Here is a 24,857-nt window from a genome sequence, read left to right on the forward strand (position 1 = left end):
TTTTCTTTTTATTCCCAAATGGGAGAGTAGCGTTACTCTTCGGTAGAGTCTGTTACGAGCTCTTCGTCAGGGATAGTCACTTGCAGCTGCAGTACACGTCGGTTATCGGCAGAAGTCACTTTGAAGCTGTAACCTTCAATGTCTACGATTTCACCGCGAGATGGTAAGTGGCCAAACGCGGTCATTACCATACCACCAACAGTATCGACTTCTTCATCACTGAAAGTGGTGTTGAAGGTGTCATTAAACTCTTCAATCGTTGTCAGAGCTTTTACTGCGTATGTGTGCTTGCTGAGCTTGCGAATATCGAGTTCTTCTTCATCGTCAAATTCATCTTCGATTTCACCAACGATTTCTTCAAGAATATCTTCGATTGTCACAAGACCAGATACCCCACCGAACTCATCGACAACGATAGACATATGATAACGTTCTTCACGGAACTCTTTCAGTAGGCGATCAACTCGCTTACTTTCAGGAACAACCACCGCTGGGCGGATAACTTGTTCGATATCAAATGGTTCGCTGCCAGAACCCAAGTATTTAAGTAAGTCCTTCGCTAACAGAATACCTTCTACATGGTCTTTATCTTCACTGATAACTGGGTAGCGAGAGTGCTGAGCATCAGTAATAAGGCCGATCAGAGTGTCTAAATCGTCACTACGGTCAACCGTAACCATTTGCGAACGCGGTAACATGATGTCACGCACTCGCATTTCAGAAATCTCCATAACACCTTCAAGCATGTCGCGGGTGTCGTGGTCGATTAGGTCATTTTCTTCTGAGTCACGGAATACTTCCACAAGCTCTTGGCGATCTTTTGGTTCACCTTGAAAAAGTTGACCTAGGCGTCCGAAGAAGGACTTTCTACTCGGACCTTCAGATTTTTCTTTCTTACCTTCTAGAGAGGAGGGCGAATTGTCTTCGTTCATTGTTTCTCATTTAAGTAACGCTATCAGATGTGTGATAGCTCACGTCAGTAGAAGTTTACCTTTCGGCTGATTCTACTCTTTTTCATCAATGTACGGGTCTTTAAATCCCATACCTTGCATGATTTCTGTTTCGAGTGACTCCATCTCTTCAGCTTCGTCATCCTCGATATGATCATAACCTAGCAGATGCAAGCTACCATGTACAACCATATGCGCCCAGTGGGCCATTAGAGGTTTGTTTTGCTCGATGGCCTCACGTTCAACAACTTGGCGGCAGATGATTAGATCACCCAGTAGATCCATTTCGATACCCGGAGGGGCTTCAAATGGGAAAGATAACACGTTGGTCGGTTTATCTTTACCGCGATAGTCGTGGTTGAGCTGGTGACTTTCTTCTTCATCGACCACGCGAATGGTGACTTCGGCTTGTGGTTGAAATTGTGTCACTGCTGAGCTTAACCAAAGATGAATGTCATCAAACGTTGGTAAACCATTTTCATCTTCGACCGCTAATTGAAGATCAAGTTCGATGCTCATGCTCAGTTGCTCTCTTTTACTGTTGAATTGTTGGCTGTCGCAGCGGCTTCAACTAACGCTTGATTAGCCGCTTGTTGAGTTTCGCGTTCTTCTCGGCGAATGCGGTCACGTTCTTTGCGTTCTTTTTGGTCTTTCGCTTCCCACTTCTCATAAGCATTAACGATACGAGCGACAACTGGGTGGCGAACAACGTCATCAGCTAAGAAGAAGTTAAAGCTAATATCATCAACGTCACTCAATACTTCAATCGCATGGCGAAGGCCTGATTTAGCGCCGCGTGGTAAGTCGATCTGGGTAATATCACCCGTTATTACCGCACGCGAGTTAAAGCCGATACGAGTTAAGAACATTTTCATCTGTTCCACGGTCGTGTTTTGGCTTTCATCCAAGATGATGAAGGCATCGTTTAATGTACGGCCACGCATGTACGCCAGTGGCGCGACTTCAATAACATTACGTTCAATCAGCTTTTCTACTTTCTCGAAACCTAACATTTCGAAAAGGGCATCGTAAAGTGGACGAAGATAAGGGTCGACTTTTTGGCTCAGGTCACCGGGTAGGAAGCCTAGCTTCTCACCGGCTTCAACTGCTGGACGAGTCAGCAAAATACGGCGAATTTCTTGGCGTTCAAGTGCATCGACAGCGGCTGCAACGGCGAGGTACGTTTTACCTGTACCTGCAGGACCAATACCAAACGAGATGTCATGAGTAACCATGTTCATCAAGTACTGACCTTGGTTTGGCGTACGCGGTTTGATGACGCCTTTCTTAGTCTTAATGAACACTTCTTTGCCGTGCTCGAAGCTCGCTTCTAGATCTTGTTCAAGTACACCCGTTTCTTTGATCGCAAGGTGGATTTCGTCTGGTTCAACATCAGGAATGTTGCCGCGAACAGGTGCCGTGTTGACGTAAAGCGTTTTAATGATTTCAAGCGCAGCCGCACTCGTGTGGGGCTTACCAACGATAGTAAAGAAGTTACCACGGTAGCTGATTTCAACACCTAAACGGCGTTCTAAGTGCTTGATGTTGTCGTCGAAAGGACCGCAAAGACTAGCCAAACGGCGGTTATCTGATGGTTCTAGATCGATTTCTAGGGTAACAATTTTATTGCTCAAAGTTGCCTCTCATTGTGTGCCACTCTAAAAAAGCCCGATTTAGACCGGGCTTTTAGTGACTTTATATACCTTTCTCTAAGATGGTATCAGAGTCGGGTAAATTCAAGCTAATTTAGAACTTAAGGTGTGAAGGTTGCTACACCTAGCTCATCTTCGCGTTTTGTTCTTGCCATCATTTGAGTTGGCGACACCATTGTACGTAAGTCCATGTCTTTTTCTGTACGGACTAAATCACCACGAAGAGAGTTAGCGAATACATCGGTGATCTTCACATCAACGAACTGACCGATAAGGTCTGCGCTGCCTTCAAAGTTCACTACGCGGTTATTCTCCGTACGTGCGCGAAGCTCCATTAGATTCTTCTTAGATGGGCCTTCAACCAAAACGCGCTGCTCTGTATCAAGCATTAGGCGAGAATAACGCATTGCTTGGGCATTAACCGTTTGTTGCAGTTCGTATAGACGTTCCTTCTTCTCTTGCTCTGGCACGTCACATGGGTAGTCAGCAGCTGGCGTACCTGGACGTGGAGAGAAGATAAAGCTAAAGCTCATATCAAAATCAACGTCTTTGATTAGCTTCATTGTGTCTTGGTGATCTTTCGCTGTTTCACCCGGGAAGCCAACAATGAAGTCAGAACTGATTTGAATATCAGGACGCGCTTTACGCAGCTTACGAATGATCGACTTGTATTCGATGGCCGTGTGTGGACGCTTCATCATCGTCAGGATGCGGTCACTACCACTTTGTACTGGTAGGTGCAGGAAGCTTACAAGTTCAGGTGTATCTTCATACACTGCGATGATGTCGTCAGTAAACTCTAATGGGTGGCTCGTTGTGAAACGAATACGGTCGATACCGTCAATTGATGCCACAAGACGAAGAAGTTCAGCGAATGAACAGATATCACCTTCGTGTGTTGGACCACGGTACGCGTTTACGTTTTGACCTAGTAGGTTGACTTCACGTACACCTTGATCGGCTAGCTGTGCGATTTCGAACAGTACGTCATCCATTGGACGGCTTACTTCTTCGCCACGAGTGTATGGTACAACACAGTAAGTACAGTACTTAGAACAGCCTTCCATGATGGAAACGAACGCGGTTGCGCCTTCAGCACGAGGCTCCGGTAGACGGTCAAACTTTTCGATCTCAGGGAAAGAGATGTCCATTACTGGCGCTTCGTTAGACTGAGATTGTTTGATCATCTCTGGAAGACGGTGCAGTGTTTGTGGACCAAAGATTACGTCAACAAACGGTGCACGTTCACGAATGTGGTCACCTTCTTGTGTCGCAACACAACCGCCCACACCGATTACCACACCTTCTTTTTTGTCTTTTAGCGTTTTCCAACGACCAAGCTGGTGGAATACTTTCTCTTGCGCTTTTTCGCGGATAGAGCAGGTATTAAGAAGTAAGACATCTGCCTCATCTGGGTCTTCTGTTAGTTCGTAGCCATTTGCCGCGTTCATTAGATCGGCCATCTTTGATGAATCGTATTCGTTCATCTGGCAGCCCCAGGTTTTGATTAGCAGTTTCTTACTCATTTTGTTCGCTCGATCGTTAGTTTAAATTAAGGGAGCAAATCGCCCAGTGTTACTGTCGATCATCTATAAAATAGTGTGTGTGATGACCGGATTTTCTGCTCACATAGCAGAGAGCGGCGTATTGTACTGCTTTAAAAACCTACTGACTAGTGTTGCAGCAAAATCAATTGAAAGCGTTACCGAACAAGGGCTTTGACCATATCCAAGCTGAGGTTTTTGGTTACATTTTAGTAATGAAAACGTACAATAAAAAACAGCCAAATAATCAATATGATGAAGAACAAATTATGAGCAATTTTGATGTTGCAGTGATTGGTGGAGGCATGGTTGGTGCAGCCACTGCGATTGGTTTTGCTAAACAAGGCCGAAAAGTCGCTGTAGTTGAAGGATCGGAGCCCAAGGCTTTTACTCCCGAACAGCCACTAGATATTCGTGTGTCGGCGATTTCTGAACATTCGGTGTCCCTTTTAAGTGATTTAGGGGCTTGGGATGCGATTCAGCAGATGCGAATTTGCCCATATCGCCGATTGGAAACGTGGGAGCACCCAGAGTGTCGTACCCGGTTTCATGCTGATTCTTTGGGTATGGATCAGCTTGGCTTCATCATTGAAAATCGCCTAATTCAACTAGGGCTTTGGCAGCAACTTGAAGCTCTCGATAACGTGACGCTTTACTGTCCTGATAAACTGGAAAATATAGAGTTTGGTGAGCTGAATCAGATCAAGCTTGCTTCTGGCACTTCGATCAGCGCGAAGCTCACTGTTGGTGCTGATGGCGCTAACTCAAAAGTTCGCCAGTTGGCTGGTATCGGTATTACTGCATGGGATTATCGTCAGCATTGTATGCTCATCAATGTTGAAACAGAGCTTCCTCAACAAGACATAACTTGGCAGCAATTTACGCCATCTGGTCCAAGGTCGTTTTTGCCTCTTGCTTCGTTAGAGGGCGATGGAAAGAGCGTACCGCAAGGATCGCTAGTTTGGTATGACTCACCAAGTCGTATTAAGCGTTTATCAGCAATGTCTCCGGCACAATTGCGCGAAGAAGTCTTGGCTCACTTTCCGCAAGAGCTTGGTGATATCAAGGTGCTTCAATCGGGGTCTTTCCCTTTAACTCGCCGTCATGCGCAATCATACTCAGCGAATCAATGTGTGTTGGTTGGCGATTCTGCTCATACGATAAATCCATTAGCAGGGCAGGGGGTAAACTTAGGCTTTAAAGATGTCGAGGTGTTACTTGCTGTCACCGAAGGTAAAGAAGAGCTTTCCAGTGATGTTCTAGCTCAGTATGAGCGTAAGCGCCGTCCGGATAATCTACTGATGCAATCGGGTATGGATTTCTTCTATAAGAGTTTCAGCAACGATATTGCACCGCTTAAGCTTGTGCGAAATGCCGCACTTAAAATGGCTGAGAAAACGGGGCCTTTGAAAGTACAAGTATTGAAGTACGCTTTAGGGCTAAAGTAGCCTAAAGACAAAATTGAGATATAAAAAAACGCAGCCAATCGGCTGCGTTTTTTCGTGTTTGTCTAAGTGAAAATTACTTAGTTACACGTAGAACTGGCGTTTCACCAACAGTTACAGAACCAGCAAGCTTGTTCAGCTCTTTGATTTCGTCCATGTTAGAGATAACAACAGGAGTTAGAGTAGACTTCGCTTTCTCTTCTAGAAGCGCTAGGTCGAAAGTGATGATAGTGTCACCAGCTTTAACAGTTTGACCTTCTTCCGCTACGCGAGTGAAGCCTTCACCTTTAAGTTCAACTGTATCGATACCGAAGTGAACGAATAGCTCAACACCGTCGTCAGACTCAATAGAGAATGCGTGGTTAGTTTCGAAGATCTTACCGATAGTACCGTTTACAGGAGCTACCATCTTGTCGCCAGCAGGCTTGATAGCAATACCGTCACCAACGATTTTCTCAGCGAAAACAACGTCTGGCACATCTTCGATGTTTACGATTTCACCAGATAGAGGTGCGATGATTTCGATTGCACCAGCGTCAGCGCTGTCGTCAGATACTAGCTTCTTAAGTTTGTCAAACAGACCCATTGTGTCGTGCTCCTAACGTTTTATTTAATTCTGTCGAATTATAGTATACCAATCTTACGAGATAGACGACATTTTTCGCCGCCTATCTTATTGGAATTCGTTGATTATTGTGTTTTTTCAGCGATGAATTTTTCTACAACTGCTTCGATTTCAGCGGCCGTTGGTAGAGAAAGTGCTTCTTCAGCCATTGCTTTCACTTCAGCGAAGTTAGAGTTACGGATAACCTTCTTCACTTTAGGGATAGAAATGCCGCTCATTGAGAACTCATCTAGACCCATACCTAGTAGAAGTAGCGTTGCACGCTCGTCGCCTGCAAGCTCACCACACATACCAGTCCACTTGCCTTCAGCGTGAGAAGCGTCAATAACTTGCTTGATCACTGTTAGTACCGCTGGAGATAGTGGGTTGTATAGGTGAGAGATCATCTCGTTACCACGGTCTACTGCTAGAGTGTACTGAGTCAGGTCGTTAGTACCGATAGAGAAGAATGCGACTTCTTTCGCTAGGTGGTGAGCGATTGCTGCAGCAGCAGGAGTCTCAACCATTACGCCGATTTCGATCTCTTCATCGAACGCTAGACCTTCAGCGCGAAGTTCTGCTTTGTACTCTTCGATTGCCTTCTTAAGCTCACGAATTTCTTCAACAGAGATGATCATTGGGAACATGATGCGAAGCTTACCGTGTGCAGATGCACGTAGGATACCGCGTAGCTGGTCACGAAGGATTTCACGACGGTCTAAGCTGATACGTACTGCGCGCCAGCCTAGGAATGGGTTCATCTCTTGTGGAAGATCCATGTAAGGAAGATCTTTGTCACCACCGATGTCCATCGTACGGATAATTACCGACTCACCGTTCATTGCTTCAGCAACTTCTTTGTACGCTTGGTACTGCTCTTCTTCAGTAGGAAGTGCATCACGGTCCATGAATAGGAATTCAGTACGGTACAGACCAACGCCTTCACCGCCGTTACGGATGATGCCGTCACAGTCTTTAACGGTACCGATGTTACCGCAAACTTCAACGCGGTGGCCGTCTAGAGTTTCAGCGTGTAGGTCTTTTAGCTTAGCCAGTTCTTCTTTCTCTGCAACGAATGCTGCTTTAACTGCTTTCGCTTCTTCTAGCTCTGCTTCAGATGGGTTGATAACGATCTTGTTGTTCATCGCATCAAGAATCAGCATGTCGCCATTCTTCACTTGCTTAGTGATGTCGTTAGTACCAACGATAGCTGGAAGTTCAAGTGAACGAGCCATGATTGAAGTGTGCGAAGTACGACCGCCGATGTCACAAGCGAAACCAAGAACGTAGTCTAGGTTGATCTGCGCAGTTTCAGATGGCGTTAGGTCGTAAGCAACTAGGAGAACTTCTTCATTGATATCGCTTAGAGAAACGATGTTGATGCCTAGTGCGTTCTTCACGAAACGTGTACCGATATCACGGATATCTGTTGCACGTTCCTTTAGGTATTCGTCGTCTAGAGATTCTAGAGCCGATGCTTGCTCTTCGATAACGGTGTAAATCGCGTTATCAGCGTGCATCTTGTCTTTTTTGATCAGTGCTAGGATTTCTTCCTCTAGCTCTTCGTCTTCAAGAAGCATGATGTGACCTTCAAAGATCGCTTCTTTTTCTTCACCGAAAGTCTCAAGTGCTTTTTGCTTAACAACTTCTAGTTGAGCTGAAGATTTGTTACGAGCGTCAAAGAAACGCTGAACTTCTGCTTCAACTTGGTCTTCAGTGATAGTGTTAGTGTTTAGAACGATTTCATCTTCTTGAAGTAGTAGTGCTTTACCGATAGCAATACCAGGAGATGCTAGGATGCCTGAAATCATAGCCTTACCTTAAATTGGTCAACTTTAAAAACGGGAGAATAATGAGTGCGCTAACGAATATTTGTAGCTTATATTTTGGCCTATTTCCAACAAAGCCATTTTGCTTTCACAAAATGGCTTTGAAAATAGGAGACCGAATTAGTGTAGTTGGTCCATTAGAGCAACTAGGTGGTCAACAGCTTGTTGAGCTTGTGGGCCCTCAGCTGAGATAGAAACTACTGTACCTTTAACTAGGCCAAGAGTTTGTAGCTTGAAAAGGCTCTTAGCGCTAGCGCTTTTACCGTTAGAAGTCACAGTGATGTCCGCGTCGAATGCTTTAGCTTCTTTAACGAACTGTGCAGCTGGACGAGTGTGAAGGCCGTTTTCTGCAGTGATTTCTACTTGCTTCTCGTACATGTTATATACCCCAATTGATTTATTTTTTGATAGTTTCTTAACCAGAACTAGCTTAACTCCAAATAGTATATTCTGCTAGATGCAGAACGTTCATTTCGTGTCAGAACTGATACTGGTTGTAAATTATTCAATCGCGATTCCAGTCTATGCTCTCTTTCGCCATTGATAGAAATTCTTATTTAGCTCTTTATTTTGAAGCTAGAAATAAAACAGCCCTGATATTACCAAAGGTGAGGCAGGGATCAACAAAAAAGCCCCTGAATGGGGCTTTTTTAAACGAAAAATTGATTTGACAACATATTACTGTTGGTTCTCTTTCTCAGTAAAGATGCCAGTAAATAGGGCGGTGCTCAGGTAACGTTCACCAGAGCTTGGTAGAACGGTTACGATAGTTTTTCCTACAAATTCAGGGAGTTCCGCTAAGCGGTTGGCCGCAACAACTGCCGCACCTGACGAGATGCCCGCTAGGATACCTTCTTCTTCCATTAGGCGACGAGCCATAGCAATTGCTTCGTCAGAAGTTACTGACTCAACGCGGTCAACAAGCTCTAAATCTAGGTTGCCTGGGATGAAGCCTGCGCCAATACCTTGAATTTTGTGTGGTGCTGGTTGGATTTCGTCACCTGCAAGCGCCTGAGCGATAACTGGTGATTCTGCTGGCTCAACGGCTACAGAAACGATGTTCTTACCTTTTTCGCCCTTAATGTAACGGCTAGTACCTGTGATTGTACCACCCGTACCCACACCTGCTACGAATACGTCGACTTCACCGTCAGTCGCTTCCCAGATTTCAGGACCCGTTGTCTTCTCGTGGATCTGTGGGTTTGCAGGGTTGTTGAACTGTTGCAGTAGAAGGAACTTTTCTGGGTTGCTCGCCACAATCTCTTCTGCTTTAGCAATGGCACCTTTCATACCTTTAGCGGCTTCTGTCAGCTCAAGGTTAGCGCCAAGTGCTTTAAGCAGTTTACGACGCTCAAGGCTCATTGACTCAGGCATCGTTAGCGTTAGCTTGTAACCACGAGCGGCTGCAACAAACGCAAGAGCAACACCCGTGTTACCACTTGTTGGCTCTACAAGTTCTACGCCTGGCTTAAGAGTGCCAGCTTTTTCCGCTTCCCAAATCATGTTTGCGCCAATACGACACTTAACACTGAAGCTTGGGTTACGTGCTTCTACTTTTGCCAGAACTTTACCGTTGCTGACTTTGTTAAGGCGTACTAGAGGAGTGTTACCAATAGTTTGAGAGTTGTCTTCGTAGATTTTGCTCATGGTGTGATCCTTCATCTGATTAAATGCTTGTTCGATTTTGTGCGTGACAATCATCAAACAAGTTAATGTTCTTAATATGACTAAATGGTTGTCTGCTTAGAAGATTATGGTAGGAAGTGAGCCGAGAAAAGGATTAAAAAGTTATATGATATGAAATTGGACAAAGCGCACGTTATTACATGCGCTTAAAGAATCTTAAATTTAATTAGCGGTTCTGGTTCTTAAATTCAGAAACCCACATTGAAGTTGCACCACATACGGCCACCGGCATCACGATAAGGTTTAAAATTGGAATGGTAGTGAACACTGACACTAAAACGCCAAACCCGTATGCTTTGCCTTGTTTTTGTTTCAAATTGTTTCGCATCTCATTGAACGACACCTTATGGTTATCAAATGGATAGTCACAGTATTGAATCGCTAAAATCCAAGCGGTAAAGATAAACCAAAGGAAAGGACCAACAGTTTGGCCCAGTGCAGGAATCAGTAACAAGATAAAAAGACCAATGGCTTTCGGTAACACATAGACAAGCTTACGCCATTCACGAGCTAAAATTCTTGGGGTGTCTTTGACTACCGCCAGCATGCCATCTTCATTGACTTTTTGTTGGGTTAGGTGCTCTTCCACTTTTTCAGCCAGTAGGCCATTAAAAGGAGCGGCAACAAAATTGGCTAGTGTACTGAAGAAGTACGAGAAGGTGGCCAAAATAGTCAGAACGAGTAACGGCCACAGCAGGTAGCTTAACCAAGTAAGAAAGTCAGGCAACTGACCAATCAGCTGATCAATCCAAACATCCAAGTTCGAGAAGAGATAAAACAGAGCGCCACCTACTAAAAGGACATTAGCAAGTAGAGGCAAAATCACAAATCGACGAATGCCTGGAGTCAGAGCAAGCTCTAAACCATGAAAGAAGTAACCGAAGCCGGAACGTTGCTGTAAATGTGTCATCATAATCCATTGCAGTGGTGTAAAAACGAACGCTTTCTATCTTAACAAGAAAAAAGCGTGTTCAAAATCACAACATTAAGGGAACTTCTAACATTAAGTTGTTCTAAAACAGGGGAGAGTTTTGGTAGAGTAACTCACAGTATGGTTTAAACAGATTCGATATAGGTCAGATAACTCGGCTTGTATCGTGCAAATGAGAGCTAAAAATGCAGGAACTGCGATTTGTACTGATAATTGTCGGAGCATTAGCGATTGCCGCTCTATTGTTCCACGGATTATGGACAAGTAAAAAAGAAGGGAAGGCCAAGTTTGGTAATAAACCACTTGGTAAGTTGAATGTCGAGAATGATGACTCAGACGTAGCACCTGAAAGAGCATTTGGGCCGGAAGATGACTTTGAGGTCATTAAAAAAGAACGCAAAGAGCCCGGATTCGTCGAGAGTAACGACATTATGGCTGATCCTCTTATCGATACTCTCCCTGACACAGAGCCTGCGCCTGAACCAATACGTAAAGAGCCCGACGTTGAGTTGAGCAAAGAAGACGTTGATCTCGATATTCCTTCTTTCTCTAGCAAACCGCTTGATGAAGTTGAAGAGAAACCTGAACCTCTCGTTGAGTCTGAGCCTATCATTGAAACAGTGATTGAAGAACCGATCGCTGATAAAGAGCCTGAACCACAAGAAGAAGCACCACTTGAAGTGATTGTTCTTAATGTGCATTGTGCAGGTGACGATCCGTTTGTCGGCACAAAACTGTTTGATAGCATGCAGCAAAATGGGTTGATTTACGGTGAGATGGACATATTCCATCGTCATGCTGATTTGTCGGGAACGGGTAAGGTGCTCTTCAGTGTTGCCAATATGATGCAGCCGGGTACGTTAAAACATGATGACCCTGCAGAGTTCACGACGAAAGGCATTTCATTCTTTATGACCATGCCATGTTTTGGCGATGCCGAGCAAAATTTCAAGCTCATGCTGAAAACGGCTCAACAAATTGCAGATGACCTCGGAGCGAACGTTCTTGACGATGCGCGCAATTTAATGACGCCGAATCGACTTGATCGCTACCGAGCTCAAATCCAACAGTTTAAAGCCTCTCAGCAAGCATAGATAAAAATAGTGATGTTAAGGCTCCCTCGTGGAGCCTTTTTTCGTTGACGATCGGTTGCGAAGAACCAAAGGGATGTTCATACTCCCAAACATTCAATGAGGGCGCTAAGGTTTCCCCTCGATGCAGATAGATAAAATAGAGTGAGCTATGTCTACAGAGATTCAAGAGAAGCTTAATCAATTGCGTGAAACGCTCCATTATCATGGCGCTAAATACTACGTTGAAGATAACCCAGAAATACCTGATTCAGAGTACGATCGCTTGATGCGAGAGTTGATGGAGATTGAATCGAGTCATCCTGAGTTGATGTCGATTGACTCTCCTAGCCAAAGGGTCGGCGGTATGCCTCTTGATGGCTTTGAATCTGTAGCGCATGAGATCCCAATGCTGTCACTCGACAATGCCTTTGATGACTCTGAGCTCGCAAGCTTTCATAAACGTATGGGCGATCGTATTCCAACCGCTCAGTTTGATGTGTTCTGTTGTGAACCAAAACTTGATGGTTTAGCGGTAAGTTTGCTCTACGAAAACGGCATCTTAGTGCAAGCGGCTACCCGTGGTGATGGCGCTACAGGTGAAAACATCACAGAGAACGTTCGTACCATCAAAGCGATCCCACTAAAGCTACAAGGTGAAGGTTGGCCACAGCGTATTGAAGTACGCGGTGAAGTATTCATGCCAAAAGCGGGTTTTGACAAGCTTAATGAGATCGCTCTGAAAAAAGGCGAAAAGGTTTTCGTGAACCCTCGAAATGCGGCTGCAGGTAGCTTGCGCCAGCTAGATTCTCGTATTACCGCGACTCGACCATTGAGTTTCTACGCCTACAGCGTGGGGGTCGTTGAAGGCGCAACGCTTTCTGATAGTCATTATGAGCGTTTCTTGCAGCTCAAAGCTTGGGGCCTACCAATGTGTCCCGAGACAAAGCGAGTTTCTAACCTCAATGAAGTAAAAGACTACTATCAGGATATTTTAGAGCGCCGAGAGTCATTAGCTTACGAGATTGATGGCGTAGTGATTAAAGTGGATGATATCGCTCTTCAAGAGCTGCTTGGCTTTGTCGCTCGAGCGCCTCGTTGGGCTATCGCGTATAAGTTTCCTGCTCAGGAAGAGATTACTCTGCTTAACGACGTTGAGTTCCAAGTCGGACGAACAGGTGCGATCACCCCTGTGGCTAAGCTAGAGCCTGTGTTCGTTGGTGGTGTGACTGTCAGCAATGCAACGCTTCATAACGCAGATGAAATTGAACGTTTAAGTGTGATGATTGGTGATACGGTTGTGATTCGCCGCGCTGGTGACGTTATTCCACAAATCGTTTCGGTTGTAACCGATCGGCGTCCAGAATCCGCACAACTTATCGTGTTCCCGTCTCAATGCCCTGTTTGTAGCTCTCAAGTCGAAAGAGTTGAGGGTGAAGCGGTGGCTCGTTGTACCGGTGGATTAGTCTGCCAAGCTCAACGTAAAGAAGCTCTAAAACACTTTGTCTCTCGTAAAGCTCTTGACGTTGATGGCCTGGGTGAAAAGGTGATTGAACAGCTTGTTGATCGTGAGATGGTAGAAACACCCGCTGATCTCTTCAAACTTTCTGCCGGTATCATTACTGTCCTTGACCGAATGGGGCCTAAGTCGGCACAAAACGTTGTTGATGCCCTTAGTAAGGCTAAGGAAACGACACTTCCTCGCTTTTTGTACTCACTGGGTATTCGCGAAGTGGGTGAAGCAACAGCAGCAAATTTAGCACAACACTTTAAAACCCTAGAGTCAGTTAAAGCGGCAACCCATGACCAGCTGGTGGAAGTGCAAGACATTGGTGAGATCGTTGCGAGTCACATTACCGCTTTCTTCGCGCAAGAGAAAAACCAAACAGTGATTGATGAGCTTATCGAGCAGGGTATTCACTGGGCTGAAATTCAAGAAAAAGATGCAAGTGCGCCTCAGCCTTTAGAAGGGAAAACGGTTGTACTGACTGGCTCATTGTCTCAATTGACCCGAAGCGATGCAAAAGCGGCCCTACAAAACTTAGGTGCGAAAGTCACAGGCAGTGTCTCTAAAAAAACTGACATCCTATTCGCCGGGGAAAATGCGGGTTCGAAACTCGCGAAAGCCCAAGAACTGGGTATTGAAATTCGTACTGAGCAAGACCTTATCGAACTTATGTAAGGTCAAATTCAGTTTGAAAAAACCACCATTATGGTGGTTTTTTTTTGACCAAAATAATGTCTCAATAATCCCCCCATATTGAACCTTTCTGATCTGTGACTAGTATCTAATTCACTATTATTGAACCTGCTTTAAAGAAAGAAATGCGAGCCACTTCAAGGTGGTTTATGTTTTTTTATTTTTTAAATTGCTGTTTTTAAAGGTTTTTTATGATTTTTTGGAAAGTTCACTTTCAAAAGGAGATCATGATCACTCTGTTTATAAAAGTTTGTGGCGGGTCATATTTTTTTATATAGAAATTAAGTTCTGGTTGATGTTTTTCTGCGCGAAGTTAGTCTGAAAAGTATGGATACACGGGGTGTATGCAGGAAATAGAAAATCTCAATTCACGATGAACTTTGATTTTCAACATAGGAAATGATTTCTCCCTTCGGCGGCCAACTTAAGGCGAGAAAATAATAAGACAGCTATATCCATTTTTAGGAGTTTATTCCATGGACAAAATGTTTAAACGTACGCTTTTAGGTGCAGCAGTGGCGATTGCTTCAACAAGTGCTTTTGCTAACACTGAGTCTTCTCAAGTAGGTATTATCTCAGACTTCAACGTACAAGCGTATGGTGTTGCAGCGATCAGTGCATACACTGAGAAAGATCAGAAAGGTTACCAGTGGGACAATGAATCTCGAATTGGTTTCCGTGCAGACAAAGACTTTGTAGACAATGTTAACGTCTTTATGCAAATTGAGTCTGGTTGGGTTGGTACAGATGGTACTGGTGCAACATTAGGTAACCGTGACACATTCCTAGGTCTTCGTGGCGATTGGGGTACTCTTCGTGCCGGTCGTATGTTGACTCCAATGTATGAACTAGTTGACTGGCCATACTCTAACCCTGGTCTAGGCCGAGTATGGGATTCAGCATGGGCTGCTGACGTTGCTTACCACCGCGACCGTCACGGCAACCAACTACGTTACGATTCAGCTCAACTTGGTAACTTTAACTACAGCCTTTCTACAGGTATGGGTGACACGTCAGTAGATAACAACTACTTCTACGGTGCTAAGGCGACGATGAAAGCGGGTGATATGATCACTTTCCATGCTGCTTTCGAAACAGAGCAGAACCGTAAGAAGAAAGATGCTGTTGATGCAGCTTGGGAAATCTGTGCTGACTCAGCAGGTTGTAAAGATGTTGACGAAGTAGCTGTAGCTGAAGGTGATAACTACAAATCAACTAACGCAGCAGGTGCAGAAATGGTTGACACCATGGGTTACTTGATTGGCTTTGAAGCATCTCTTCCTGGTGGTTTTGGCCTAGCAGCAGCTTATAAAGCTGGTGAAAGTGAAGTTCAAGGTGGCGCTAAATCTGATCAAGGTTCTTACTCTATCATCGGTCAATACTGGGCAGGTCCATGGGGCTTCAAAGTGGGCTACGCGGCTAACACTGATTACGAAGTAGACGGTGCTAAGCAAGAGAACACTTCTGACCAAGTAATTTCAGGTCAGCTAATGTATGTTAAGAACGGCTTTGTACCTTACCTACGTGTAGGTTCTTACACTAAAGACGATGGTGACTCAACTCCATTCGCACGTGTAGGTCTAGAATACGGTTTCTAAAATTTAGTTAACCTATTACTAAAGTTTGAAAAGGGAAGCGATAGCTTCCCTTTTCTTGTTCTGTTTGAACGATAGAAATAGAAAAGGGTCTCAATTGAGACCCTTTTGACGTTTGACTATATTCTAATCAATATTGGATACAGCCCAAGAAAGGAAATTTTGTTTTTCTGTCTTAGACAGTTTCTTGAAGGAATCTTGAGTTAATTTCAAATTACTTGTACTAGGTGATACTGCTTCTACGGTATCTACTGATACAATGGGTTTGTCTATAACAGTAGCAGGTAGAGTTACTGCCGTAGCACCTATTACGCCAAGCGTAATATTGTTGTCTTTATTATACATTCGGCTAGCGTCCGCAAAGTTTTCTGTTAAAGAAAGCCAGCCTTTAGATAAATTATCGGACTCAATTGAGTCAATTCCATTTACAGAGCTTAAGCTAAATTTATCTTTTGCTTGGAGTTGATCAAACTCTTGAGCTGCATATTCAGACGAAATTTCAGGTGTTGTTAATTTCGCACTAGCATTATGACCTTCTAGTGTGATGATAACAGGGACTGATTGGTAAAACGTAGCTTGGCTTGATCCTGGTTTAAATGTTTTTCTGATATCAAATACAAACTGACTTTTCCCGTCAGGTAAAGATAGGGTATTTGACTCCAAGTATTTGCTAATATTCGTTGACTCGTTTACAGCTAAAACGTTTATGTGCTTTGGAATTGAAATGTCAACAGATGCATGAGCGCTTAAAGAAAGAAAAGAAAGAGTGGAAAGGGTTATTTTTTTTAACATGATTTGGCCGTCCCTAAATAAATCAGAGGTCAATTATACAATAACAAGTGTGCAAGTTTTGTTATTTGCATAATATATTTGATCGATAACTGTTTAATAGAGACGGCAATGTTTTCAGTATTGTTTTTTTCCTTTATTTATATCGCAATAAAGTTGAGGGACGAAAACAGAAGTACCGTCAGGAAGAATGCATTGAACGTGATTTCCCACAACATTGCCATACTGAGTGTTGTTTGCGCTTACGCTCATAGGCACTGCAAATGCAAGGGTTAATGAACATACGATCAGCAGGTTTTTCATAATAAGCTCCGTTATTTAATGTGAAGTAACTCGCAAAAGAGTTATATTTAGTATGTTCGATGAACCATAAAGATCAAAAAAAAAGTGACCCTAATAAATTCACACTAATTAATAACGCTCACTTTTTGTTGAGAAGAAAATAATAAACATATGAAATGAATGGATTAATATTTTTGTTGGATAGGCTTGTATGTCAAGTAATGTGGCTTTTGAGGCATTTAAACGCAGACTTATTTTTTTTGCAATTTCTAGATAACTATTTGAAATTGTTAATTGTTAGGAGGGCGAGGCTATGAAGCCTCACCTTTATTGAAGGACTTACTTAGGATTATCCTCAAATTTTTTGTTAATAGTAAGGATAATTCCATCAACTGAAGTGACTTCAACCAATGTATTCGCCTCTAAATCGACTTCGGACTTGGCAGTCCATGTACTATCACCAAGCTTAATTCGTCCTTTTCCAGCGAGGAAATCTTGCTCTAGACGTACCGTTTGCCCAAGAAGCTGTTTGTGCTTTTGGTTGAGATCTCGGTTTGCATCGCTTCGCTTGTCTCGCTTGAACTGTTTTCTCCACCATAGCCATGTTGTTACGAGGGAAAATACACCAAATGAGACCCACTGTAGTTGCCAACTCATCGGGATAAACGTGAGTAGCGCACCAACGATCAGCGCTGATAGTCCTAACCAAAGAAAGTAGCCTGCAGTACCCAACAGTTCAACCGCTAGCAACGCTAGACCGAATGCTAGCCAATGCCAATAATTTATACCGTCTAATAGTTCAATCAAACTGCACCTCTATTTTTCGCTGTCCTTTGAATGCTTAAACATCTCTGCGATTCCTGCTACCGATCCCATCAGTCCAGATGCTTCTAGCGGTAACATAATAATCTTACCATTTTCAGCCTGGCCAATTGTTTTCAGCGCATCTGTGTAGCCTTGGGCAATAAAATAGTTAACTGCCTGCATATCACCTTTTGAAATCGCTTCAGATACCATAGTCGTGGCTTTCGCTTCTGCTTCGGCGGCGCGTTCACGGGCTTCAGCTTGAAGTATAGCGGCTTGCTTATCACCTTCGGCTTTTAAAATCTCAGATTGTTTATGACCTTCTGCTCTAAGGATCTCAGCTTGTCGTACCCCTTCTGCTTCAAGGACTTCTGCACGTTTATTACGCTCGGCTTTCATCTGAGCGTTCATTGCTGCGGTTAGATCTGCAGGTGGCTGAACATCTTTAATTTCTATACGTGTAACCTTTACGCCCCATGGGTTTGTCGCTTCATCAACGATTGAAAGCAGCTTTGTGTTGATCATATCGCGCTGGCTAAGCATCTCATCGAGCTCCATTGAACCTAACACAGTACGAATATTGGTGAGGGTAAGGTTGCGAATCGCATGTTCAAGGTCGTTGACCTCGTACGCTGCTTTTGGTGCATTAATGACTTGTACAAAACAAACGGCATCGATAGTGACATTCGCATTGTCTTTAGAGATGACCTCTTGCGCGGGAATATCGAGGACGCGCTCCATCATATTGATCTTATGACCAATGCCATCAATGAAAGGAATTATCAGGTTGAGGCCGGGCTTTAAGGTTAGGGTATAGCGGCCAAATCGCTCTACAGTCCAGTTATTACCTTGTGGGACAGTCTTGACGCCCGCAATGAGCAGAGCGATGGCAACTATGAGAAAAACACCAATTGTAATCAATGAATCAATAGCCATATTTGCAGTTCCTTATGAGAATAGTTGAGTAATTGTTGCTTAATTGCTCAATTGAAACAATGGCATAAATGAGAACCTTGGCAAATTTTAGGCAGAATAAAGGCCGGATAAACTGACCTTAACTTTATGATTTAGAAAGAACTAATTAGCTCTAATAGAGAATTGAGTAGAGTTGGCGACGATATTTACCAGCAACCGGATTCCCTTGCCCAAGTGCGGCTAAGATATCCATAAAGGACTTCTTAATTTCGCCATCCAATGCATTCAGGTCACTGCGCAAGTGATTCCAAAGCAGTTCAAGTGCTTCTTCATCTCTATTGACTTGGTGATACGCGAGCGCAAGTTTGTTGGTCAGTTCAAGGTTATCTGCATCTTGCTCTAGTGAAGTTTTTAACGATTGAATTTCAGGGCTGTTGGCGGCTTGAGCATGTAGCTCCAATTTTGCGATAAGCCCCTTGTAGAAGTTATCTTGATACTCAAGTGGAATATGTTCCAAGATGGCTTTTGCTTGGTCGTAATTCTGCGCTTCTAAGTAACAATCCGCTAAGGCAAGTTTCACATCGCCTTTTTGTTTCACTTCGTCACCTAGGCTTTCAAGCAATGGCAAAGCTTGTGCGTGTTGGCCGGCCTGAATCAGTTCACCCACTTGCTTGAGAATAAGTTCATCTTGGCTTGGTAGGTGTTTAGTGAGCATCTCTTTGATTGCTTCAATATTTTGCGGACCACCCATGCCATCCACTGCTTGACCATTGATAAACAAAGCAATGGTAGGCAATGCTTGTACACCAAACTGACTGGCGATTGCTTGTTCTTGTTCGCAGTTAAGCAAAGCGAGTGTGAATGCCCCGTTATACTGCTGCGCGAGCATTTGAAGATCAGGAATTACTTGTGCACTCTCTTGACTCATTGGAGCCCAAAAGTGAATAAGAACGGGCGTTTGCATCGAGCCTTCAAGTACTTGGCGGAAATTTTGTTCGTTTAGCTCAACAATAAATGGAGATTGCATGTAAGGAGTCCTTGCAACAGAGGTGATATAGCAAAGATATGGGCTGACGGTTCAGAGTTCAAGGTAAGTCTCTGAATTATACAAAAACACCGCCAATAGAAGGCGGTGTATTGTTCCCAAAAGGGCAAGCGAAGGTGTCTACATTACTATAAACAAAGTTAGCACAACACCGATACTCAGCCAGTTCAACTGGTTTAACGACATATAATTATCCCGAATGTAGCGCTGATATAATCTTAGTTAGGGTGAACCCTGAGTATTAAAATAGCGTCTTAATGTTACGAAAAAATTACACGTATTCATCAAAATTAAGCGGCTTGCCTCAAAATCTTATCCAGTAAACGAGTGGGCAGTAGACGTTTTAACACCGCGAATACTTTAGTTGGTGTCGTAATTCGGTAGCGAATTTTGGGTTTGGCTGACTCGAGTGCATGAATGAGTGGAGCGATACAGGACTCCGCAGGCAGTACAAAGGCATTGTTGGATGTGCTGCTATTTAGGCGCGCCATTTGCTGTCGATATTGTTCTTCGTGTGCACTGCCTTCGATAGTGATCCAGCGATTGAAAGCCAGTAAGGCATTGGCACGAAACTGCGTTTCTATCGGGCCTGGCTCAATCAAGCTGATTCTTATGTCGCTGTCCATGAGCTCGAGGCGTAAAGTGTCTGTCCAACCCTCAATCGCAAATTTAGAGGCATTGTAAGCCCCGCGATATTTCATCGCAGCGAATCCGAGCACCGAGCTATTTTGGACAATGCGACCAGAGCCTTGCTTGCGCATGACAGGCAAAACCTCACAAACAAGTTGATGCCAACCAAAGAAATTGGATTCAAATTGTTCTCTTAAGCCGTCTGTAGGCAAATCTTCTAAAGCGCCAGGCTGACCATACGCTCCATTGTTGAATAGCGCATCTAATCTTCCATTGGTTATTTCTAGGGCTTCTTTGACACCGTGGCTGATGCTAGTCGGATCGGCGAGATCAAGAAGGATCGATGTAAGCCCTTCGCTGCGAAGCCGTTCGACATCTTGCGGCTTTCGGCAAGAGGCAATGACTTGATAACCTCGTTTATGCAGAGCGTGAGCGCAGACATAACCAATGCCTGTTGAGCATCCTGTTATGAGAATTGATTTTTTCATCCTAAATAGACCAAGTAACCCATCGTTCTCAATAGGTTACTGGATTAGTCATGATGTTGTAATAGGTTTTTTAGTGCAGGCTCGATACGGGAATAGCTGAAATGGAAGCCTAACTCTGTCAGTTTCTTAGGTTTTGCTCGTATGCTATCAAACAGCAAGACTGAACTTTCACCCATTGCCAACGACAGGGCCCATTTCGGCGTACGTAGTAAGTGAGGTCTTTTCAGCGTTTTGGCTAAGGTTTGACTAAAGAGTTTGTTTGTCACTGGGTGCGGGGCACACAGGTTAAATTCGCCATGAGCGTGAGGCGTTTCTAAAAGGTAAGTAATTCCGCGCACCATATCTAGCATGTGAATCCAAGGCATAAATTGACGACCATGTCCTATTGGACCGCCTAGGCCTAATCTATAGGGCGGTAACATTTTGCTAAGGGCACCGCCTTGTGGCGCAAGAACAACCCCGGTTCTCAGTAGGCAAACCCGAGTCATTTCAGAACGAGCGCGGCAGGCTATTTGCTCCCACTTTGCACATACGTTGTGAGTAAAGCCGTGATCCGAAACGTGCAATGTTTCATCGAATGGGTGTTCTTGTTGATCGCCATAATAGCCAACAGCAGAACCACTGATAAACACACTTGGTGGCGTGGTACTGGCATGAATGAGAGAAACTAACTTCTCGGTTAGCGTCCAACGACTCTCGCAAATATGTTTCTTTTGCTTCTTTGTCCAACGCTTATCGGCAATCGGCTCACCAGCTAAATTGATCACCGCATCAAAGTCATTGAGATGATGATAATCATCAAGGGAGGAGATATAACGAACGTTACCCATGTCAGTGTGACTGAGTTTTTCTTTTGCTTTGCTCGGTGTTCGCGTTAGAAGTACGACTTCATGGGTTGTTAGATACTTAAGTAACTCGCTTCCTATAAAACCTGTTCCGCCAGTGAGTAATACCTTCATCTGATTCCTTTCCAATTCTTTCGATTTAGCTGGTGGTATCTAAACCATAACTAACTATTGTTACTAATTATAGCGACTTAGAGATAAAACGGATCAGCAGTCTTATCCAGGATGACTAATCGAGGTTGAATGGGTAAAATCCCCTTATTAATTCTGAGGAGATGATGTCGTGAAACTGTTTTTTGCCTCTGATCTGCATGGCTCTTTGCCTGCAACCGAAAAAGTGCTAGCTGAATATCAAAAGTCAGGAGCCGAAACTCTGGTCATTTTGGGGGATGTGTTGAATCACGGCCCTCGTAACCCTGTGCCTCAAGGCTATAATCCTCCAGCGGTAGCGGAGTTACTCAACCAGTACGCTGATCAAATCATTGCGGTGCGAGGTAATTGCGACAGTGAAGTTGATCAAATGCTGCTCTCATTCCCGATGATGATGGACTATGCGTGGGTCATGTTACCATCGGGTCAGCGTCTGTTTCTGACACATGGGCATCTCTATAATGCAAGTAAGCGCCCACCGTTGAGAGAAGGGGATCTGATCGCCCATGGTCACACTCATATTCCTGTCGCTGAGCTTAATGATGGTCAGTATATCTTCAACCCTGGCTCGATTACCTTCCCGCGTAACGGCTTTGCTGCAAGTTATGGCTTACTAGAAGACAACCATTTGAGTGTGGTGACGTTTGACGGTGAGATATTAGCGAAGACGTTAATCGCATAGAGAAAAGGCAGCGATGGCTGCCTTTTGTTTATTTGCTGTCTGAGTGTCCTAAATCTCGTTCTGGATCGATGATGTCTCTGACACGTTGCTTGAGCACTTTCGCTTCAGGGAATCCTCCGTCTCGTTTACGTTCCCAAATTAGCTGGCCATTGCAGTGAATTTCGAATCGCCCGCCAGTGTCTGGGTGTAAAGAAACGCTCTCAATTTCTTCGCTAAAGGTATGTAGTAGTTCTTGAGATAGCCAAGTAGAACGAAGCATCCAATTGCACTGTCGACAATAATAAATATCGATTTTTGCTTTAACCATTTTAATCCCTAAAAGAGTAGTTTGAGCCCCACAGCCACCGTTAGGATCTCAAAGCATATTTTAATGATGCTGTTGCTGAAGCGGGTAGATAGATAAGCCCCTAAGCTGCCGCCTAAAAATGAACCGAGTAGTAATACCGGCAACCATGACCAGTAGATAGGTGCGCCAGCTTGTGCGACAGCGATTCCCCCGAGGCCATTCCAGAATAGACCTACACAGAACATCGTCAAAGCGACGGCTTGTTTGTAGCTGTAGCCAAACCAACGCACTAAGAATAACGTGACCAGCAAGCCAGACCCTGCGGTGAGTGAACCATTGATAATACCAATCAACATTAAACCGAACCCACCGAGAACCCAACCGAGGGTGGTGCGATGGGTTGGGGTTTCTTGTTGGCCGAGTTGCTTTTTGAGTCTGGAGTAAACCCCCAGTCCTAGAATCATCGCGCCAAGCATTTTTTCTGCTATCGCTTCCGGTATCAGCAACACAATATTGGCGCCAATGATGACGCCTATGCTACCGACTAAGACAAGGTATAGCGCAACCTTAAAATCGAAGCTTTTGTTCTTGATGTGTGCGTAAGCAGCGCCTAATCCAAGCGCAACACTGGCAATCTTGTGTGTTGCCAATGCCACAGAGAAAGGTAAGCCAAAGAAAATCAGCAGAGGAAATTGCAGCAATCCGGCACCGCCACCAGAAAGGGAGGCAAGGGTATTTGCAATCAGTGACCCAACAAAAAGGCCAAGCGTGTTCATCCAATCCATAGACACATAAGAAGAGAAAAGGGGCATCATGCCCCTTTATGAATTTAGTTACTAAAAAGTACCGTAGAACCGTGACTTAAGCTAGTCAGTAACAGCGTTTTAGCATTGACGATGTCAATACGGCGGCTTTGTTGAGCATCCATTTTGAACAGTTGAGTAATTAGTTCTAACTGCTCAGGTGTAAATTCTTTGCTCTGAGCTGAAGAAATATCTTTGAACTCTCGTGGTGACACAAGTAAGTAGTTATCACTGATGTCCCAATCACCCGTTTCTGAAATATTGATGACTACGTCGTTTTCTTCTTGATCGGCATCGTCTGCAAACAGGCGAACGGTCGCTACGCGGATGTAGGTGTTGTTTGGTAGGTACTTAACGTTAGACGTAATGTCGGCTTTACGCAGTGGACCAACAGATTCTTCCTGCATTGGCTTGGTGATAACCGTCACCATCTTTGATTGCCATTCATGGGATGTGAGCACTTGCTCAACTTTGAGGTCGCTGCCCCAATAAAGCCACGCACTGAAAAGGGCAGAGATAGCAAGTAAGCCTACGGCGAGTTTTTGATTCATGTTCAACATTCCTATTGGCAGACTTTCGCTAAGTCTTTCTGTTCAGCAAAAATACGTAAAGTGATGTTCTCTCCAGAGTGATCCAAAGAGTGGATGTAGTTGAGCACTAACTGATTGTTTTGCCCACCTGTCGCAATCACTTCGATCGGTGCCAGCTCATCGGCATGTGTTTCTTTGTACTTCTTCACACATTGCTCGATAGATGGATGCCAAGCGGTCAGTTCAGGGTGATTGATCGGGGTCTTGACTGGGGTGTTGTCAAAAACGGCAATCTCACGGAACTTAGATTCTGCTGGATTCGTAAATAGGACAACGCACAATGGTAGGAAGAGCGCGAGAGTAATCAGTATTTTGCTAAGCACTGTTGTACGTGCAGGTGTGGCAGTAGTAGGGGCTTCGACGACTGGATTCTGCTCTGATTCAGTCACAATGTTCGATTGCTCTTCTACAGTGTTCGTTTCTTCTGCAACGTCTTCGATAGTCAGGTTGTCGTTTTCGCTGATTTCATCACCTTCGCCACTCATTAGAGGTGTAGTGCGCTCAACGGTACAAATCAACTGATAGCCTCGTTTTGGCACTGTTTTTACGAACATCGGTGACTTGGTTGAGTCTTTGAGAAGTTTACGCAGGGTAGAGATGGCTTGTGTCAGACTTGAATCATCCACTTCGAAGCCTTGTTTGCGCCAAACAAAGTCGTGAAGTTCATTACGAGACACCACTTCGCTCGGTTTTTCACACAGCAAAAGCAGAATTCGGCTTTCGTTGCTGCCTAAACGAATCAGCTCGCTATCGCACTCTTTGTCGATAAGAGAGTTCGTATTCGGATCAAAAGTGAATCTGTTCGCAAGATTGAACTTAGTGCCTATATTACTCATTAACCACGGCCATTTTTTGTAAAGGTTTCAGAAGGCTGAACGTTTGCAGTATCAGCAATGACTAGCTACACGGTCTAGTTTAGGTTTTTTGATTTTTTAGAGATGCAAGGATAGTCAAAATAAAACCAAAAAAACACTGTTTTTATGATTCTTGACCTTGAATTTACATTTGTCACCCTCATGTTAATTGATAGATTTAGGCCAAT

At 44.1% G+C, this 24,857-nt stretch carries 25 protein-coding genes; 5 read left to right on the top strand and 20 right to left on the bottom strand.

Features of this window, described 5'->3' with window-relative positions:
- Positions 1–32 precede the first annotated feature (32 nt).
- The 4 genes from corC to miaB all read right to left on the bottom strand — a co-directional run bounded on the left by corC (position 33) and on the right by miaB (position 4,128).
- On the bottom strand, positions 33–932 hold the full coding sequence (corC, locus tag EJ063_RS10350) for a CNNM family magnesium/cobalt transport protein CorC (RefSeq protein ID WP_126574204.1): 900 nt from the start codon (positions 930–932) through the stop codon (positions 33–35).
- A 72-nt stretch (positions 933–1,004) separates the two neighbouring features.
- A complete protein-coding gene (gene ybeY / locus EJ063_RS10355) occupies positions 1,005–1,469 on the bottom strand; it encodes an rRNA maturation RNase YbeY (RefSeq protein WP_126574205.1) in 465 nt (154 codons plus the stop codon).
- Between the two features lie 2 nt (positions 1,470–1,471).
- Positions 1,472–2,584, bottom strand: coding sequence for a PhoH family protein (locus EJ063_RS10360; RefSeq protein ID WP_126574206.1), 1,113 nt, complete (start codon positions 2,582–2,584; stop codon positions 1,472–1,474).
- A 119-nt stretch (positions 2,585–2,703) separates the two neighbouring features.
- Entirely contained in the window at positions 2,704–4,128 is a 1,425-nt protein-coding gene (gene miaB, locus EJ063_RS10365; protein ID WP_126574207.1) for a tRNA (N6-isopentenyl adenosine(37)-C2)-methylthiotransferase MiaB, read from the bottom strand.
- A 287-nt stretch (positions 4,129–4,415) separates the two neighbouring features.
- On the opposite strand from miaB, the gene EJ063_RS10370 reads away from it, so the two are divergent.
- Positions 4,416–5,594, top strand: coding sequence for a 2-octaprenyl-3-methyl-6-methoxy-1,4-benzoquinol hydroxylase (locus tag EJ063_RS10370; protein ID WP_126574208.1), 1,179 nt, complete (start codon positions 4,416–4,418; stop codon positions 5,592–5,594).
- Positions 5,595–5,667: 73 nt separating this feature from the next.
- Here EJ063_RS10370 and crr read toward each other — a convergent pair whose 3' ends face one another.
- The 5 genes from crr to cysZ all read right to left on the bottom strand — a co-directional run bounded on the left by crr (position 5,668) and on the right by cysZ (position 10,623).
- On the bottom strand, positions 5,668–6,177 hold the full coding sequence (gene crr, locus EJ063_RS10375) for a PTS glucose transporter subunit IIA (RefSeq protein WP_126574209.1): 510 nt from the start codon (positions 6,175–6,177) through the stop codon (positions 5,668–5,670).
- 104 nt (positions 6,178–6,281) lie between these two features.
- Positions 6,282–8,006 carry a phosphoenolpyruvate-protein phosphotransferase PtsI gene (gene ptsI, locus EJ063_RS10380; RefSeq protein ID WP_126574210.1) on the bottom strand — a complete coding sequence of 575 codons (1,725 nt, stop codon included), beginning with the start codon at positions 8,004–8,006 and terminating at the stop codon, positions 6,282–6,284.
- A 138-nt stretch (positions 8,007–8,144) separates the two neighbouring features.
- The gene (locus EJ063_RS10385) at positions 8,145–8,402 is read right to left on the bottom strand and encodes an HPr family phosphocarrier protein (RefSeq protein WP_004415108.1); all 258 of its coding nucleotides are present in this window, start codon (positions 8,400–8,402) and stop codon (positions 8,145–8,147) included.
- A gap of 300 nt (positions 8,403–8,702) precedes the next feature.
- The gene (cysK, locus tag EJ063_RS10390) at positions 8,703–9,671 is read right to left on the bottom strand and encodes a cysteine synthase A (RefSeq protein ID WP_126574211.1); all 969 of its coding nucleotides are present in this window, start codon (positions 9,669–9,671) and stop codon (positions 8,703–8,705) included.
- A gap of 205 nt (positions 9,672–9,876) precedes the next feature.
- Positions 9,877–10,623 (bottom strand): sulfate transporter CysZ, encoded by a 747-nt coding sequence (gene cysZ, locus EJ063_RS10395; RefSeq protein ID WP_126574212.1) that lies wholly within the window; start codon positions 10,621–10,623, stop codon positions 9,877–9,879.
- 203 nt (positions 10,624–10,826) lie between these two features.
- On the opposite strand from cysZ, the gene zipA reads away from it, so the two are divergent.
- The 3 genes from zipA (at position 10,827) to EJ063_RS10410 (ending at position 15,509) form a co-directional block, all read left to right on the top strand.
- On the top strand, positions 10,827–11,735 hold the full coding sequence (zipA, locus tag EJ063_RS10400; protein ID WP_126574213.1) for a cell division protein ZipA: 909 nt from the start codon (positions 10,827–10,829) through the stop codon (positions 11,733–11,735).
- A 148-nt stretch (positions 11,736–11,883) separates the two neighbouring features.
- Positions 11,884–13,893 carry an NAD-dependent DNA ligase LigA gene (ligA, locus tag EJ063_RS10405; protein WP_126574214.1) on the top strand — a complete coding sequence of 670 codons (2,010 nt, stop codon included), beginning with the start codon at positions 11,884–11,886 and terminating at the stop codon, positions 13,891–13,893.
- Positions 13,894–14,387: 494 nt separating this feature from the next.
- Positions 14,388–15,509: a porin gene (locus EJ063_RS10410; RefSeq protein WP_126574215.1), complete on the top strand. Its 1,122-nt coding sequence runs from the start codon at positions 14,388–14,390 to the stop codon at positions 15,507–15,509.
- 123 nt (positions 15,510–15,632) lie between these two features.
- On the opposite strand, the gene EJ063_RS10415 is transcribed toward EJ063_RS10410, so the two are convergent.
- From EJ063_RS10415 to EJ063_RS10450, 7 genes are all read right to left on the bottom strand, one after another.
- Positions 15,633–16,298, bottom strand: a complete 666-nt coding sequence (locus EJ063_RS10415) for a DUF2057 family protein (RefSeq protein ID WP_126574216.1) — start codon at positions 16,296–16,298, stop codon at positions 15,633–15,635.
- 114 nt (positions 16,299–16,412) lie between these two features.
- Positions 16,413–16,598 (bottom strand): hypothetical protein, encoded by a 186-nt coding sequence (locus EJ063_RS10420; protein WP_126574217.1) that lies wholly within the window; start codon positions 16,596–16,598, stop codon positions 16,413–16,415.
- A 318-nt stretch (positions 16,599–16,916) separates the two neighbouring features.
- Entirely contained in the window at positions 16,917–17,384 is a 468-nt protein-coding gene (locus EJ063_RS10425) for an NfeD family protein (protein WP_126574218.1), read from the bottom strand.
- 9 nt (positions 17,385–17,393) lie between these two features.
- A complete protein-coding gene (locus tag EJ063_RS10430; RefSeq protein WP_126574219.1) occupies positions 17,394–18,317 on the bottom strand; it encodes an SPFH domain-containing protein in 924 nt (307 codons plus the stop codon).
- Between the two features lie 151 nt (positions 18,318–18,468).
- A complete protein-coding gene (locus EJ063_RS10435) occupies positions 18,469–19,323 on the bottom strand; it encodes a co-chaperone YbbN (RefSeq protein WP_126574220.1) in 855 nt (284 codons plus the stop codon).
- A 308-nt stretch (positions 19,324–19,631) separates the two neighbouring features.
- A complete protein-coding gene (locus EJ063_RS10445; protein ID WP_126574221.1) occupies positions 19,632–20,459 on the bottom strand; it encodes an SDR family oxidoreductase in 828 nt (275 codons plus the stop codon).
- A gap of 44 nt (positions 20,460–20,503) precedes the next feature.
- Complete coding sequence (locus tag EJ063_RS10450; protein ID WP_126574222.1) at positions 20,504–21,418, bottom strand: TIGR01777 family oxidoreductase; 915 nt, start codon at positions 21,416–21,418, stop codon at positions 20,504–20,506.
- 169 nt (positions 21,419–21,587) lie between these two features.
- On the opposite strand from EJ063_RS10450, the gene yfcE reads away from it, so the two are divergent.
- A complete protein-coding gene (gene yfcE, locus EJ063_RS10455) occupies positions 21,588–22,136 on the top strand; it encodes a phosphodiesterase (protein ID WP_126574223.1) in 549 nt (182 codons plus the stop codon).
- Between the two features lie 28 nt (positions 22,137–22,164).
- Here the strand turns inward: yfcE and EJ063_RS10460 are convergent, their stop codons facing one another.
- From EJ063_RS10460 to EJ063_RS10475, 4 genes are read right to left on the bottom strand one after another with little or no spacing between them, the layout of a single operon-like run.
- Entirely contained in the window at positions 22,165–22,443 is a 279-nt protein-coding gene (locus EJ063_RS10460) for an Rdx family protein (protein ID WP_126574224.1), read from the bottom strand.
- Positions 22,444–22,451: 8 nt separating this feature from the next.
- Positions 22,452–23,207: a sulfite exporter TauE/SafE family protein gene (locus EJ063_RS10465; protein WP_126574270.1), complete on the bottom strand. Its 756-nt coding sequence runs from the start codon at positions 23,205–23,207 to the stop codon at positions 22,452–22,454.
- A gap of 44 nt (positions 23,208–23,251) precedes the next feature.
- The gene (locus tag EJ063_RS10470) at positions 23,252–23,776 is read right to left on the bottom strand and encodes a regulatory protein ToxS (protein WP_126574225.1); all 525 of its coding nucleotides are present in this window, start codon (positions 23,774–23,776) and stop codon (positions 23,252–23,254) included.
- A gap of 11 nt (positions 23,777–23,787) precedes the next feature.
- The gene (locus EJ063_RS10475) at positions 23,788–24,651 is read right to left on the bottom strand and encodes a winged helix-turn-helix domain-containing protein (RefSeq protein WP_126574226.1); all 864 of its coding nucleotides are present in this window, start codon (positions 24,649–24,651) and stop codon (positions 23,788–23,790) included.
- Positions 24,652–24,857 lie beyond the last annotated feature (206 nt).

This window comes from Vibrio aquaticus, assembly GCF_003970385.1.
Lineage (GTDB): Bacteria > Pseudomonadota > Gammaproteobacteria > Enterobacterales > Vibrionaceae > Vibrio > Vibrio aquaticus.

Coding starts and splice junctions, on each gene's coding strand:
- corC (WP_126574204.1), bottom strand. CDS start 932: ATGAACGAAGACAATTCGCCCTCCTCTCTAGAAGGTAAGAAAGAAAAA.
- ybeY (WP_126574205.1), bottom strand. CDS start 1,469: ATGAGCATCGAACTTGATCTTCAATTAGCGGTCGAAGATGAAAATGGT.
- miaB (WP_126574207.1), bottom strand. CDS start 4,128: ATGAGTAAGAAACTGCTAATCAAAACCTGGGGCTGCCAGATGAACGAA.
- EJ063_RS10370 (WP_126574208.1), top strand. CDS start 4,416: ATGAGCAATTTTGATGTTGCAGTGATTGGTGGAGGCATGGTTGGTGCA.
- crr (WP_126574209.1), bottom strand. CDS start 6,177: ATGGGTCTGTTTGACAAACTTAAGAAGCTAGTATCTGACGACAGCGCT.
- ptsI (WP_126574210.1), bottom strand. CDS start 8,006: ATGATTTCAGGCATCCTAGCATCTCCTGGTATTGCTATCGGTAAAGCA.
- EJ063_RS10385 (WP_004415108.1), bottom strand. CDS start 8,402: ATGTACGAGAAGCAAGTAGAAATCACTGCAGAAAACGGCCTTCACACT.
- cysK (WP_126574211.1), bottom strand. CDS start 9,671: ATGAGCAAAATCTACGAAGACAACTCTCAAACTATTGGTAACACTCCT.
- cysZ (WP_126574212.1), bottom strand. CDS start 10,623: ATGATGACACATTTACAGCAACGTTCCGGCTTCGGTTACTTCTTTCAT.
- zipA (WP_126574213.1), top strand. CDS start 10,827: ATGCAGGAACTGCGATTTGTACTGATAATTGTCGGAGCATTAGCGATT.
- ligA (WP_126574214.1), top strand. CDS start 11,884: ATGTCTACAGAGATTCAAGAGAAGCTTAATCAATTGCGTGAAACGCTC.
- EJ063_RS10410 (WP_126574215.1), top strand. CDS start 14,388: ATGGACAAAATGTTTAAACGTACGCTTTTAGGTGCAGCAGTGGCGATT.
- EJ063_RS10415 (WP_126574216.1), bottom strand. CDS start 16,298: ATGTTAAAAAAAATAACCCTTTCCACTCTTTCTTTTCTTTCTTTAAGC.
- EJ063_RS10420 (WP_126574217.1), bottom strand. CDS start 16,598: ATGAAAAACCTGCTGATCGTATGTTCATTAACCCTTGCATTTGCAGTG.
- EJ063_RS10430 (WP_126574219.1), bottom strand. CDS start 18,317: ATGGCTATTGATTCATTGATTACAATTGGTGTTTTTCTCATAGTTGCC.
- EJ063_RS10435 (WP_126574220.1), bottom strand. CDS start 19,323: ATGCAATCTCCATTTATTGTTGAGCTAAACGAACAAAATTTCCGCCAA.
- EJ063_RS10445 (WP_126574221.1), bottom strand. CDS start 20,459: ATGAAAAAATCAATTCTCATAACAGGATGCTCAACAGGCATTGGTTAT.
- EJ063_RS10450 (WP_126574222.1), bottom strand. CDS start 21,418: ATGAAGGTATTACTCACTGGCGGAACAGGTTTTATAGGAAGCGAGTTA.
- EJ063_RS10460 (WP_126574224.1), bottom strand. CDS start 22,443: ATGGTTAAAGCAAAAATCGATATTTATTATTGTCGACAGTGCAATTGG.
- EJ063_RS10465 (WP_126574270.1), bottom strand. CDS start 23,207: ATGGATTGGATGAACACGCTTGGCCTTTTTGTTGGGTCACTGATTGCA.
- EJ063_RS10470 (WP_126574225.1), bottom strand. CDS start 23,776: ATGAATCAAAAACTCGCCGTAGGCTTACTTGCTATCTCTGCCCTTTTC.
- EJ063_RS10475 (WP_126574226.1), bottom strand. CDS start 24,651: ATGAGTAATATAGGCACTAAGTTCAATCTTGCGAACAGATTCACTTTT.